This is a genomic window from Saccharopolyspora sp. NPDC003752, from assembly GCF_053605825.1.
The window spans coordinates 1-12,941 of record NZ_JBSGJZ010000043.1; the positions used below are offsets into that span (position 1 = coordinate 1).

Genomic DNA, 12,941 nt, shown 5'->3' on the forward strand with positions numbered 1-12,941 from the left:
ACCACCGAACCCCCCACGAAACGCGCGTCAGCTATCGTCAAGGCCTAGCCCTCGTGGCATGAAACCCCGGTGTCCGGTCTTCGGGGGCAACCTCACACCCAGGTAACCGGCCACAGTGGTCGGAAAGATCGTGTAGACAACACCGTTGAGCAGCCCCGTTGTGGCGAACCACAGCATGCCCAAGGACTCCTTGCCGTGGCCCGGTAGCACGAGCCATTCGGGGCGTTCCGAAACGAGCCGGTCAAGCATCGGGCCGAGGCCGCCGAAGTAGTGCACCGGCACGTAGACGAAAACGACCAGCAGCGTGATGATCACCAGGCTGTCCTTGAGGATGGACACCCAGGCGCTACCGCGCAGGCCGGAGAAGATGATGAATGCCTCGGTCACCAGGAACGCGATGATGTATCCGGCTCCCAGGCCGATCGTGCCGTAGCTGATCGTCGAAACGACGACACCCATTCCTGTGATCTGGAGCTGGATGTACGGCAGCAGGAACACCGTGGTGAGGATCGCCACCGCGGCCCCTAACCACGGCGAGTTGAAACGGTACGCGGTGATGTCGGTGATGTTGTGGAGATTGTTGCGGTGGGCGTAGTTCCACAGGATCGGCCCGACGACGTATCCGACGGCGAAGCCGATCGCGAGATAAGCCAGCAGGTAGAACACCGGCATCCCGTAGTTGTAGGACCAGCCGGCGGCGCCGAGGTAGCTGAAGCTCGTGTACGTTTCGCCCGCCATGAGCACGAAGATCAGTACGGTACCGAGGCTTCGGCCACCAACCGACCACTCAGCCAGGTTCGTGCGATCGCGGCCACGCAGCGAAAGCAGGCCCAGGGCGACCGCGGCGAGCATGAACAAGGCGAAGATGCCAACCGACACCACAGCATTGGTGCTCATTCGTCATCACCTCGCGTACGCTGCCGGTCGCTTCGCCACAGCGGATCTTTGCGGGCGGCAAGCCAGATGCACGCCGGTGTCAGCAAAGTCGCGATCAGCGTCCAGAACATGAAGAACGGCAGCCCCAGAACAACCGGCTCGATCCGGTTGTAAAGCGGAAGCGCTAGCAGGTAGAGCACGACGGGACCCAACAGCCACCACAGTGATTTTCGTTTCTTGAGCACATATCCCTCCGGCCGTTGAATCCGACTCAGCGAGGAAACCTTCGAGGCGTGGGTGACAGGAAGGTTCCCATGCTCTCCAATCAGGACAGGGCGCTGCGCCCGGCTATGGCGTCGCGGTCGTTGTTGGCCGTGGCCGTCGCTTCGCGAGTCATGACGGATCCTCCCCGTCGCGCCAGACCGCCTGGCCGCCGACCCACGTTTCGTGGATGTGGATATCCGGCAAGTGCTTCGGATCCACGTCAAGGGGATCGTCGGACAGCACGACGAAGTCCGCCAGGTTGCCGACCTCAAGTCGCCCCTTGAACGAGGCCTCACCAGCGGCATGAGCCGAACCGATGGTGTAGATCGCGAGGGCTTCCCGTGCACTGATCTGCTGCGACGCTCCAAGGACTCGCCCAGCAGTTCGCCCTGCTGTGGAGAGCCGTGTGACGCAGCTGGCAAGTCCGAGCAAGGGCTCGAAGGGCCCGCATGGGAAGTCGCTCGAGCCGGCCACAGCGACACCCGCATCCACCATGCTGCGGTGCGCGAACATCCGCTCCAACCGGTCCGCGCCGTAGTAGTCGAGAAGCTTGTCGCCGTGGAAAACCACATAGCTGCCGAACGGAACCGCGATGGCATCCAGGGCCTTCATCCGGGCCAGGATCTCCGCATCCACCATGCTGCAGTGTTCGATCCGGTGCGCGGTCTTGATTGTCGGGTGTGCCGCCCGTGCCTGTTCGAGGGCGTTGAGAACGAGCTTGATCGCCCGGTCGCCGTTGGCGTGGATCGCAAGCCGTGAACCTGCTGCGTGCACGCGGAATGCCAGCTCGTTGAGCTCATCGGTATCCACCGTCTGAATACCGTGATCATCTGTGCCTTCGAAAGGTTCCTCGACCAGGCAGGTGCCACCGGCGACAGCACCGTCCGCGAACGCCTTGACACCTCCGATCCGGAGCCAGTTGTCGCCGAAACCAGTGCGCAGCCCGGCAGCGTGGAACGTGTCGACATGCCGGTATGTGAGTAGCGCGTTGACCCTCGTCGTGAGCTCGCCGCGCTGATGAGCCTCCTGCAGCAGCGACAGTTCGGTCGGGCCGACCATCGCGTCGCCGACGCTCGTGATTCCAGCGGCGTTCAGCGCCCGGAGAATGCCTTTCAACTGCGCCAATGCCGCTTCGAGGTCCTGCTCGGGCAGTACTGGGCGCCCTCGCGACAGCGACGGATACGCCAGGTCGAACAACGCCTGTTCGTGCACCACCCCGGTGAGGTGACCTGCAGCGTCCCTGGTGAGCTCGCCGCCGGGTGGCGCGACGCTGTCGTCGGACAGCCCCGCTGCGGCGAGGCCTGTCGAGTTCAGCACACCCCAGTGCGCACCGATATTGATCAAAAGCACCGGGTGGGCATCGGTGACCTCGTCGAGATCAGACCGAGTCAGGGGCGTGCCGCCGGTGGACCGTCCGTGGTCGTAGCGCGTCCCGAGCAGCCACTGCCCAGGAGGTGTGTCGCGAGCGCGGATCCTGAGCATCTCAAGAAGACCCGCCCGGGAGCTGGCCGCGGACACATCGACGCCCCGCTGGTTCGCGGCAGTCATGGTCGGATGCTGGTGGGCGTCGTTGAAGCCAGGAACGATCGTTGCGTCCCCGAAGTCGACGACGTCGGCTCCGGGCATGCGGCGGCGCAGGTCACCTAGGTCACCGACATCGACGACCCACTCGCCCTGGATCGCCAGAGCAGGCCGAGCCGTGTTCACATACGGCTCATCGGCCATGGTGACGATCCGGCGGGCAGTGACCAGAACCGGTGGTTGTCCAGCGCTCGCCACAGCACCTCCCACGACAGCGGTCGATGCCTGGCATGCTGCCTCGGAAACCCGTCGAGCACCAGCCCCAAGACCAACGTCGTAGATCTTCAGGCAGCCTCCCGCTCGTGATGACCCGCCGGCGGTGCAGCACGCGACGGAAATCCCGGGAACGGCGTGGTCGTGTCCCTGAATGCGCGGAGAATCGCACGCGGCACCGCTGTTCCTCGCCTGCTGCCGAGCTCCATCTCGGCGATCAGGTCCTCCAACCTGCAGCGGTTCCTGTGCTGCATCGCCTCGACCAGGAGGGCTTCGGTCACTGCCCAGGTCTGCCAAGTGCGGGCGCCATCCATAACGGCACGCACCGGTGGTGCGACCGGAATGCCGTCGACGAGAACGGGTTCCGGTAGACGGGTGGTCCGTTCGAAGTTAGTTCCGGGATAGCTCTGGATCTTCCGGCTGTGCGGGATCAGGACGTGAATGTCCGCATCTTCCGGAGGAGTTTCCAGCCCGAGGAGGCGAGCGGCTTGGAGGCCGGTGATCATGGCACCGGGCCCGGCACGCAACAGTGCTGCGTTGATGCGATCTTTGACCGTCGGCGGCCCCGGCACGACGAGTAGAACACCGGGAGCGAGTCGCATCCAAGGACCGCCGGGGCGGGCCCGGCGATAGGACGTCGACTGCGAGACTCCGAGCTTCTCCAGTTCGACGACGCGGAATACTCGCCGGCCGTTGGACGGCAGGACTGAGTTCGTGGTGATCGTTGTACGCATGCGGAGCACTATCCCGGGCGCGGAGGCCGGGGTATTTGATTTTGCCCACCTTCGGCCCCGTGTCGGGCTCGACCATTCCACCGCACGCTTCCACGCCTCGAGCATGGGAACTTTCCTGTCATCCGGTGAAAGGAAAGTTCCCATGCTTCCCATTCCGCGGCTCGACCGCAGAGGGTGAATTCCGACGAAGTCAACAGCTCGCGCCAAGGTAGTTCTCAGCTTCGCGCGGCACGGTTGACGGCATGACAGCAGCTGGTTCCGGCGGATCGCCGGAGTACGGAGATGGCACGCAACACACGCCGGGGCCGGAAACCGCTCCCACTGCATCATTCGGCCCTGCGCCTGGACCGCTGCCGGGGGCAGCGAGCACCTACCCGGCCAATCCTCGAACAGGTGAGCCACGACGTTGGAAAGGCGTGGTCGCGGCCGCGCTGATCGCTGGGGTGGTCGGAGGGGGTGTGGGGGTCGGAGGCGGGATGCTCATTGCTGACGGTGGAGGCACCAACTCCGCGATTACGCAGCGCGACCCTGTCACCGGCACCCAGGTCAACGCACAGGCCGGCACCGTGCAGTTCGCGGCGGGCAAGGCGTCATCGAGCACAGTGGACATCACCGTTCGCGGAGCCCGAAGCGGTTCGGAAGGGACCGGCGTGGTGCTCACTCCGGACGGCTATGTTCTGACCAACAACCACGTGATCGGCTCAGGCGGCGAGATCACGGTCACCCTGCCCGATGGGACAACGCGGACCGCGAGCGTCGTGGGCACTTCGCCCTCCTACGACCTGGCGGTGATCAAACTCAACGGCGCCAGCGGGCTCACACCTGCGGAGCTCGGCAAATCTTCGACGCTGGCGGTCGGGCAGTCCGTCGTCGCGATCGGCTCCCCGCTGGGGCTGGAAGGAACGGTGACCTCAGGCATCGTTAGCGCCCTGAACCGAACTGTCGATGTGCAGGGGGAGAACGGTCGGCCCGTCATCTACAACGGTATTCAGACTGATGCTTCGATCAACTCCGGCAACTCGGGCGGCCCGCTGGTGAACCTGGACGGCCAAGTGATCGGCATCAACACCAGCATCGTGTCCAACAGCAAGGCGTCCGGAAACATCGGATTGGGATTCGCGATCCCGATCGACACGGCAAGCCGCGTCGCGAACGAGCTCATCAGCGGTGGGGTGGCGACGAAGCCTCAACTCGGTGTCACCGGTACAAACGGCCAGTCGGGCGCGGCGACCATAAGTTCCGTCGTTCCCGGCTCTGCCGCGGACAAGGCGGGGCTCAAAGCGGGGGAGACGATCGCCAAGGTCGGCAACCGGGCTGTCAGCAGCTTCTCGGACCTGGTGGCCCAGATCAGCTCCAACGCACCTGGCTCGAAGATCAACCTCACGGTGGCGGACGCCGCCGGTGGCAACCAGCGGCAGGTCGAGGTGACCTTGGGCAGCGAACAGGACAAGGCCGCTGAGACAGTCGACGATTCGTTGTTCCAGCAGCAGAACCCCAACCCATACACCTCGCCGAACGGTGGGCTGCAGGGCGACAGGTAGGCGTGGGGAAGGGGACTTTCGTGCGGACGTGGCAGGAAGGTTCCCATGCTGCAACGGCTTAAGCGGTGCGGCGAATCCACCACTGCATGGCGTACTCGACCAGCCTGATCAGCGCCTGCTTGGTGGATTCGCGGTTTCGCGCGTCGCAGGTCACGATCGGGACGTCGGGCGGAATCGCGATGGCCTCGCGCACCTCCTCGACCCGGTGGAGCAAGGTCCCGTCGAAGCAGTTGAGCCCCACGATGTAGGGCAGCCGCCGGTCTTCGAAGAAGTCGATGGCCGAGAAGCAGTCTGCGAGTCGCCGGGTGTCGACGAGCACCACGGCGCCGATCGCACCCCGGACCAGGTCGTCCCACATGAACCAGAAGCGCTGCTGGCCGGGAGTGCCGAACAGGTAGAGGATCAGATCCGAATCCAGCGACAGCCGTCCGAAGTCCATGGCGACCGTCGTGGTGCTCTTGTTCGGGGTCGCGTGCAGGTCGTCGATGCCCTTGCTGGCCTCGGTCATCACGGCTTCGGTGGTCAGCGGCACGATCTCCGACACCGAACCCACGAATGTCGTTTTGCCGACTCCGAAGCCACCCGCGACGACGATCTTCGCCGAGGTCGCGGTCGTGGACCGACCGGTGTGCACAGGTCGGGGTCGCGTTTCAGGAGTCATGTCTGCCCACCTCAGTAATCGAGTCAAGCTGGCGTCTTGTGGTTGCGCGCACCTCCACGAGACCCGCGCTGCGGAGTTCAGAGACGGCGAAGCCCACTCAGAACCCTCTCCATCAGCAACAAGTGCGACGTGCTGCCGTTTTCGTTCACTGTCTGGTGCACGGTCAGGAGGCCGATGTCGGCCATGTCGCCGAGCAAGACCTTCGCCACGCCGAGCGGAACGTCGAGCAGGGCAGCGACCTCGGCCACCGAACGCGGGTGCCGGCACAGTTCGGCGATGGAGTGGTGTTCGAGCCGCTGCAGCCGCGCCGGGTGGCACGACTCGCTGGTGGACACCAGCGTTTCCAGTTCCAGACGGTGATTCGATCGCGTGCGCCCGCCGGTCCAGGCATACGGCCGGATGTAGGTCGCTGCGATTTCGGGCTCCTGAGGGCTGGCTTCCTCGGGTGCCGACATGGCCGGCGCTTCAGCCGGTTCGGCCGACGGCCAAGGCGGATCCGCCGCAGGTTGTGGAGGGCCCTGCGGCTCCGGTTCGTCGCGCGCACGCTTGCGGCGTCGCCCACGGCGGCCACTGTCGAGGGTGAACCGGTTGAAGACCTCGGCCATGGCGTCAGCTTCGGGCGACTCTCGGTCGTCCCATCGGTGCCGCCCGGACGCGTCCGGACCTGTGCTCATGCCGTCCTCACACCGACTGACCGGTCATCACACGATTCGTTCCCTGCAACTGGGAGCGCAGTTCCGGGGTCAGGATCTGGCCGACTCGTTCCACCAGCAAGGCCATTTCGTAGGCGATCAGACCCATGTCGCAATGCGGCGCGGCCAGGACCGTCAGGCACGAGCCGTCGCTGATCGCCATCTGCAACATGAGGCCGCGTTCCATTTCGACCACGGTCTCGTTCACGGTCCCGGCTTCGAAGCAGCGCGCCGCGCCCTGGGTGAGGCTGAGCAGCCCCGATGCGACCGCTGCGAGTTGGTCGGCCCGGTCGGTGGGCAGTTTCGCGGACGCGGTCAGCAGCAGCCCGTCGGCTGAGACGACCACGGCGTGCGCCACGCCCGGGACTCGTTCGGTGAAGTCCGTGACTAGCCAGCCGAACTGGTTCGGCTGGGAATTGTGGGCGTTCATCGGCCCTCCTGTCCTCTGCACTGATTCGGGTTGTCACGGGCCGCTAGTCGGCCGAGGGCGAGTCGCGGAGGCTGTGCTTGCCTTCGCGGACCCCGCGCTGGAAGCTGGCCAGCCGTCCACGCATCACGTCCGCATCGCGGCGCGGCTTGACGTCCGGCTCAGTGGCCGTTCCCGGGACCAGTTGGGCTCTCGGGGTTCGCCGGGGAAGCCCGGCAGTCGTGTAGTCGGCGGTTTCCTGGTCGAGCAGCGACTCGGGGTCCGGGACGCCGTTGGTGCCGTTGTTGGCGTGCGGATACGGGTCAGGCTGCGGGGCCCCCGTCGGCGCGGCGCCGTTGCGCGAGGTCAGCTGCTGGCGGTGGCGGCCACGTCGAACACCGGCCTGGAAGCTCGCCAGCCGACCGCGGGCGGCGTGCGGATCGCGGGGCGGGCGCGCGCGCCCACCCGACTCCGTGTCGGCGCTGCCGGCCACCAGGTTCGCCTGCGGAACTCGAAGCGGAAGACCCGCCGCGGTGTAGTCGGAAGGTTCTGCCGCCGCGACTTCCTCGGCCCGCTGCCGGGCCTGGTCATTCGTGAAGGTCCACGAGCTCTGGCCACCATGGCCGTTGGTCCGGGCGGGCTGAGAGGAAGGGAACCTTCCTGTCGCCGGTGGCAGGAAAGTTCCCTTGCTGTCACCCTCCCCCAAGGGGGCGGGCCATTGGATGGCGGGGCGGGTGGCGTCGTTTGGGGTCGCCTGGAACCACGCGGACGCGAGATCGTCGAAGATCGGCGTCGGCGCCTTCGCACCGTTGTGGTGCTCGGCGGCCTGTACGGGCTCGCGGGGGATCTCTTCGGTGTTGAAGGCGTCCGCGGGCGGCATCTGCGGCGCGCCGTTGGCCGGGGAGCGGAAGAGGTGGAAGCCGTTGCGCACCAATTGGCGCTGGCCGGCCGCGTCCTCTTCGGCCGCCTCCCAGTCGAACTCCTCCACCAGCGTGTCGGCGGTGCGGACGTTGGGCACTATGCCGTTGGTCCGCTGGACCGGTGCCGAGGGCGCGGCGTCCACCAGCAGTTCCGGCCCGAGGCCGACCGCGACGCACAACCCGGTCGATTCCGGGCCGGGGCGCAGCTCCACCCGGATGCCGTGGCGGGCGGCGAGCCGGCCGACCACGAACAGGCCCATGCGCCGGGACGTCGACGTCTTGATCTCCTCGTCGCCGGTCAGCCGCTGGTTCACGGCCGCGAGCTCGTCCTGCGACATGCCGATGCCGCGGTCGAGGATGTCGATGCCCAGCGACCCGTCGCCGCACCGCTGCCCGGAGACGACGACCTGGGTTTCCGGCGCCGAGAAGTTCGCCGCGTTGTCGAGCAGTTCCGCCAGCAGCCGCACCAGGTCGCTCGCGGCGTATCCGACGATCTTGACGTCCGGCAGCGGCTGGACGATCACCCGCGGGTAGTGCTCGATCTCCGACACCGCGGCCCGAATCAGGTCCGCGGGCGAGGTCGGCTGCGTGAACCGCCGGGCGGGGTCCGCACCCGAGAGCACCATGAGGTTCTCGTTGTTGCGGCGCATCCGGGTGGCCAGGTGGTCCAGCTGGAACAGGGTCGCCAACTGGTCGGGGTCTTCCTCGTCGCGTTCGAGCTGCTCGAACAGCCGCAGCTGCCGCTCCAGCAGGCCCTGGCTGCGCCGCGACACGTTGATGAACGAGTCGCTGTAGCTGCGGCGGAGTTCGGCCTGCTCGGTGGCGAGGTTGACGGCCTGGGTGTGCACGTCGTCGAACGCCCGCGCCACATCGCCGATCTCGTCGGCGGTCTCCACCGGCACCCGCTCGACGCGGGGGCGGGTGGCGTGACCGGCGCGGATATCGGCGACCGCCTGCGGCAGCTGGTAGTTAGCGGTGTCCAGCGCACTGCGCCGCAGGACGTCGAGCGACCCGAGCAGGTGCCGGGCGACCACGACGACGACCGCGCCGGCGACCAGTAGAGCCGACAGCAGGATCACCGACTCCAGCCCCGCCATGTTGCTCGCGTTGTCCTGCAGTGAGAACGCGGTGTCGTGCAGCTGCTGGTCCAAGTGGTCTTGAAGCGCGTTGAGCTCGCCATGAGCCGTCCGGGACTGGTCCTTCCACACCGCTGCCGACACCAGTGCCGTGGAGAGCCGCGACTTCGTGTTGTCGCGCTCGGCCATCGCCAGCTGCACCGAGGTTTCCCTCGCCGGGACCTCGGGCTTCGCGTACAGCTGGTCGTAGCGCATCCGCTGCTGAGGGGTGGCGGCCGCGCGGAACTCCTTGACCGCGGAGGTGCGGCGGGATTCGCTGGCCGCGAGCCGGGCCAGGTTGTCGGTGCTGAAACCGCCGCGGGTCAGCCCGGTGAGCACCAGGGCCTGCTGGAGCTGCATTTCCTCGCTGATCTGCCCCAGCTCGTGCGCGGTGGTGGCCGTGGACACGAGTTGCGACGACGAGATCTGGCTGATCAGCGTGCGGTCGAGAGCCATCAGCACGCCGATGAGCTCGGTGTAGGTGTTGATCGTCACCCCGGGGTCGGCGTGACCACCCAGCACCTGCTGGCGGATCGGCGCGAGCGCGGTGAGGCGCCGGTCGGTTTCCTGCCGGGCGAACCGGACCGCCTCGCTGTCCGGGGTGGCCCGCAGCCGCTGACGCATGTCGTCCAAGGCCCGGTCCGTGGCGGTGAAGCGCTCCTGCACTTCCGGCGCGGAAACCGGCCCGCGCACCAGGAACTCGGCGGCCTTGCTGCGTTCCTGCTGCAGGCCGTCGGTGGCCGCGCGCACCGCGCTGCCGGTCGAGACCAGCCGGTCCAGCTTGGCGTATTCGTCGGCCTGGTTGATCTGGCTGCGGATCTGCAGCACGCCGAGCACCAGGGCGAAGATCACCGGAACGAGCACGACGGCGGCGATCTTGGTGGGTAGTTTCCAGTTGCGCCACGTGGTGATCCGCTCGGCGACCTTCGGCGTGGTGCGGGACCACCTGGACGCCCGGGGCGCGTTCGCGGCCGGATTTTCGAGTCCGCTGCTCACGACGCAGTCCTTTCCCGCGCAGTCGAGGTGTTCACCGACGGCGCGTTCGTGTGGTGGGCAGCCTGGGCCCGTCTGTGGTGTGCGCGGCAGGTTCTTGCATGGCTGGCGGCGCTGCGTGCGGCCGGTTTTCGCCGGTGGCCGGTGCTGTCGTCGATACCGGCGTCCGGAGCCTGCGATGTCGGGGGTGATCGCGGCCGCACCGGATTCGTCTTCGCCGGGTGTCGGTTTTGAGAACCCTACCGCAATGAAATGATCTTCCTCCGTTCTTGAATTCGGCTGGCTGACCTGCTGATTCCATGTCGATGGAGATCATTTTCGCTGGGGTGGTGGTTGATCTTGGCAATCACGAACACTGATCGTGTTCGGCTGGGCGATCTTCAGAAGTGCTTTTGTCGCCCGATAGGTAGATGTTGGGGCTACGAATGACTTTTTCGTTGCAGAGCCGCGCCGAGATTTCGCCCGGTCGCCCTTCCTGCGCGTCGAGTGCCTAGTTGACCTGCTGAAATTTGCCGCGGCTCAGGGAGTTTCGGTTTGCGGAGGGCGGTTTCGGTGGCGCCGCACAGGGGGTCGGCACGGCAAAACGACCACATACCGTGATCGGTGAATTCATCAATGTGTGTGCTGTGTCGCTGCGCGTGTCGGTGCTGCGGCATTCGCTGGCTAGACTTCCGAACCGGTTGGCAGCGCGGGCAGCGCGGTTCGCCGACGCCCTGGATCCGAGAACTCTCGATTAAGCCGGATCGAATGCGAGCCAGGGCGCTCGGCCACGGAGCACTGGGGAACTCCGAAGCATCGACCGAAACCACGTCGATGCAGCTCGACTGCTTGGAAGGACGCATGCCCAACGCAACCCAGCCACCGCCGCCGCGAACGCCCGGAGGCGAGCCCGCGACGCCGGCAACCTTCGGCCAGATCGACAAACCGGCACCCCGCGCCCACCGGCCGGCGCCGGACTACACCGCCATCGCGCGAAGCCCCGAATTCCTCGATCTCCGAGCCAGGCTGCGCCGCTTCGTCTTCCCGATGACCGCGGTGTTCCTCCTCTGGTACCTCGGATACGTCGTCCTCGCCGCCTACCTGCCGGATTTCATGAGCATCCGGCTCTTCGGCGAGGTCAACGTCGGCCTGGTCATGGGCATCGGCCAGTTCGTGACCACGATCCTGATCACCGCCCTTTACCTCAAGTACGCGGCGCGCCAGATCGATCCGCGCGTCGTGGCGCTGTACCGGGAAGCGACCGGGGAGGACCCGCGATGATCAACGCCAACCCGGTGCTCAACATGAGCATCTTCGGGGTGTTCGTGCTGCTCACCCTGTACATGGTCTACCGCGTGAGCAGCTCCGGTACGGCCACCGACTACTTCGCCGCAGGAGGCCGGTTCACAGGTGCGCAGAACGGCATCGCGCTCTCCGGGGACTTCCTGTCGGCGGCGTCGTTCCTCGGGATCGCCGGGGCGATCGCGGTGCACGGCTACGACGGGTTCCTCTACTCGATCGGCTTCCTCGTGGGCTGGCTGGTCAACCTGTTGCTGGTGGCCGAGCTCCTGCGCAACACGGGCCGCTTCACGATGGGCGATGTGCTGAGCTTCCGGATGCGGCAACGCCCGGTCCGCGCGGCCGCCGCAGTGTCCACATTGGTGATCTCCTTCGTCTACATGATCGCCCAGATGGCCGGCGCGGGCAGCCTGGTGGCACTGCTGCTCGACGTGCACAGCTCGGGCGGTCAGGCGCTGGTTATCGGCGGCGTGGGCCTGGTGATGATCGTCTACGTGCTGGTCGGCGGCATGAAGGGAACCACCTGGGTGCAGATCATCAAGGCGGCCATGCTCATGCTGTGCGCGGCCATGATGACCCTGTTTCTGATGGGTAAGTTCGGCTTCAGCCTGACCTCGCTGCTGCAGCACGCGGCGGAGCAGAACCCGTTGGGGGACCGGATCTTCTCGCCCGGTGCGAAGTACGGCCAGAGCGATGTGACCAAGCTGGACTTCGTGTCGCTGTCCCTGGCCTTGGTGCTGGGCGTCGCCGGGCTGCCGCACGTGCTGATGCGGTTCTACACCGTGCCCAACGCTCTGCAGGCGCGGCGTTCCGTGGTCTGGGCGACCTGCACGATGGCGTTGTTCTACCTGTGCACGCTCGTGATCGGCTACGGAGCGGGAGCGGTCAGCGGCACCGAGGCGATCCTCTCGGCTCCCGGTGGCGAGAACTCGGCCGCGCCGCTGCTGGCGTACCGCGTCGGAGGCACGGTGTTGCTGGGCGTCGTCGCAGCTGTCGCCTTCGCGACCATCCTCGCCGTTGTCGCCGGGCTGACGCTGACCGCGTCCGCCTCCTTCGCCCACGACGTCTACGCCAACATCGTGAAGCGCGGCAAGGCGGATCCCGACTCGGAGGTGCGGGTCGCCCGCCTGACGGCGCTCGTGATCGGTGCCGCGTCGATCCTCGGCGGCATCCTCGTCAACGGGCAGAACATCGCGTTCCTGGTGGCGCTCGCGTTCGCGTTCGCGGCTTCGGCGAACCTGTCGACGCTGCTGTTCTCGCTGTTCTGGCGGCGGTTCAACACCCGCGGCACGCTGTGGGGGATCTACGGCGGGCTGATCTCGTGCACGGTTCTGGTCGTCTTCTCGCCGGTGGTCTCGGGATCGCCGGACTCGATCCTGCCGGGCGTGGACTTCGCGTGGTTCCCGCTGAGCAACCCCGGGATCGTGTCGATCCCGATCTCGTTCCTGTGCGGCTACATCGGCACGCTGCTCGGAGGAGGCCAGGTGAGCGAGAAGCGAACCGCAGAGATGGAAGTCCGTGCCCTCACCGGCATCGGCTCGTCCTGACGTGGAGCATGGGAACCTTCCTGTCACTTTTGACAGGAAGGTTCCCATGCTCCACGGGAGGGGGGTCGCAAACTAAAGGGAAACAACCCAGCACGCGATACCAAAAAGAAGCAGTAGGCT

11 protein-coding genes are annotated in these 12,941 nt (G+C 66.4%); 3 read left to right on the forward strand and 8 right to left on the reverse strand.

The window, feature by feature from the left end:
- Positions 1–27: 27 nt before the first annotated feature.
- The 4 genes from ACWEV3_RS35995 to ACWEV3_RS36010 all read right to left on the reverse strand — a co-directional run bounded on the left by ACWEV3_RS35995 (position 28) and on the right by ACWEV3_RS36010 (position 3,668).
- The gene (locus ACWEV3_RS35995; protein ID WP_452618188.1) at positions 28–897 is read right to left on the reverse strand and encodes a sodium:solute symporter family transporter; all 870 of its coding nucleotides are present in this window, start codon (positions 895–897) and stop codon (positions 28–30) included.
- The gene (locus ACWEV3_RS36000) at positions 894–1,121 is read right to left on the reverse strand and encodes a DUF3311 domain-containing protein (protein ID WP_132491256.1); all 228 of its coding nucleotides are present in this window, start codon (positions 1,119–1,121) and stop codon (positions 894–896) included. The genes ACWEV3_RS35995 and ACWEV3_RS36000 overlap by 4 nt, the downstream gene beginning before the upstream one ends.
- 148 nt (positions 1,122–1,269) lie before the next feature.
- Positions 1,270–2,919, reverse strand: coding sequence for an amidohydrolase (locus ACWEV3_RS36005; protein WP_452618189.1), 1,650 nt, complete (start codon positions 2,917–2,919; stop codon positions 1,270–1,272).
- A gap of 86 nt (positions 2,920–3,005) precedes the next feature.
- Positions 3,006–3,668 (reverse strand): hypothetical protein, encoded by a 663-nt coding sequence (locus tag ACWEV3_RS36010; RefSeq protein WP_452618190.1) that lies wholly within the window; start codon positions 3,666–3,668, stop codon positions 3,006–3,008.
- A gap of 476 nt (positions 3,669–4,144) precedes the next feature.
- On the opposite strand from ACWEV3_RS36010, the gene ACWEV3_RS36015 reads away from it, so the two are divergent.
- Positions 4,145–5,209 (forward strand): S1C family serine protease, encoded by a 1,065-nt coding sequence (locus ACWEV3_RS36015; protein ID WP_452618191.1) that lies wholly within the window; start codon positions 4,145–4,147, stop codon positions 5,207–5,209.
- Positions 5,210–5,267: 58 nt separating this feature from the next.
- Here the strand turns inward: ACWEV3_RS36015 and ACWEV3_RS36020 are convergent, their stop codons facing one another.
- The 4 genes from ACWEV3_RS36020 to ACWEV3_RS36035 all read right to left on the reverse strand — a co-directional run bounded on the left by ACWEV3_RS36020 (position 5,268) and on the right by ACWEV3_RS36035 (position 9,999).
- Complete coding sequence (locus ACWEV3_RS36020) at positions 5,268–5,870, reverse strand: GTP-binding protein (RefSeq protein WP_452618192.1); 603 nt, start codon at positions 5,868–5,870, stop codon at positions 5,268–5,270.
- A gap of 77 nt (positions 5,871–5,947) precedes the next feature.
- Entirely contained in the window at positions 5,948–6,475 is a 528-nt protein-coding gene (locus ACWEV3_RS36025; protein WP_452618193.1) for a DUF742 domain-containing protein, read from the reverse strand.
- A gap of 76 nt (positions 6,476–6,551) precedes the next feature.
- The gene (locus tag ACWEV3_RS36030) at positions 6,552–6,992 is read right to left on the reverse strand and encodes a roadblock/LC7 domain-containing protein (RefSeq protein WP_093270958.1); all 441 of its coding nucleotides are present in this window, start codon (positions 6,990–6,992) and stop codon (positions 6,552–6,554) included.
- 43 nt (positions 6,993–7,035) lie between these two features.
- A complete protein-coding gene (locus ACWEV3_RS36035) occupies positions 7,036–9,999 on the reverse strand; it encodes a nitrate- and nitrite sensing domain-containing protein (RefSeq protein WP_452618194.1) in 2,964 nt (987 codons plus the stop codon).
- A gap of 837 nt (positions 10,000–10,836) precedes the next feature.
- On the opposite strand from ACWEV3_RS36035, the gene ACWEV3_RS36040 reads away from it, so the two are divergent.
- Together ACWEV3_RS36040 and ACWEV3_RS36045 are read left to right on the forward strand one after the other, a co-directional pair.
- The gene (locus ACWEV3_RS36040; RefSeq protein ID WP_452618195.1) at positions 10,837–11,256 is read left to right on the forward strand and encodes a DUF485 domain-containing protein; all 420 of its coding nucleotides are present in this window, start codon (positions 10,837–10,839) and stop codon (positions 11,254–11,256) included.
- A complete protein-coding gene (locus ACWEV3_RS36045; RefSeq protein WP_452618196.1) occupies positions 11,253–12,821 on the forward strand; it encodes a solute symporter family protein in 1,569 nt (522 codons plus the stop codon). The genes ACWEV3_RS36040 and ACWEV3_RS36045 overlap by 4 nt, the downstream gene beginning before the upstream one ends.
- Positions 12,822–12,941: the final 120 nt, after the last annotated feature.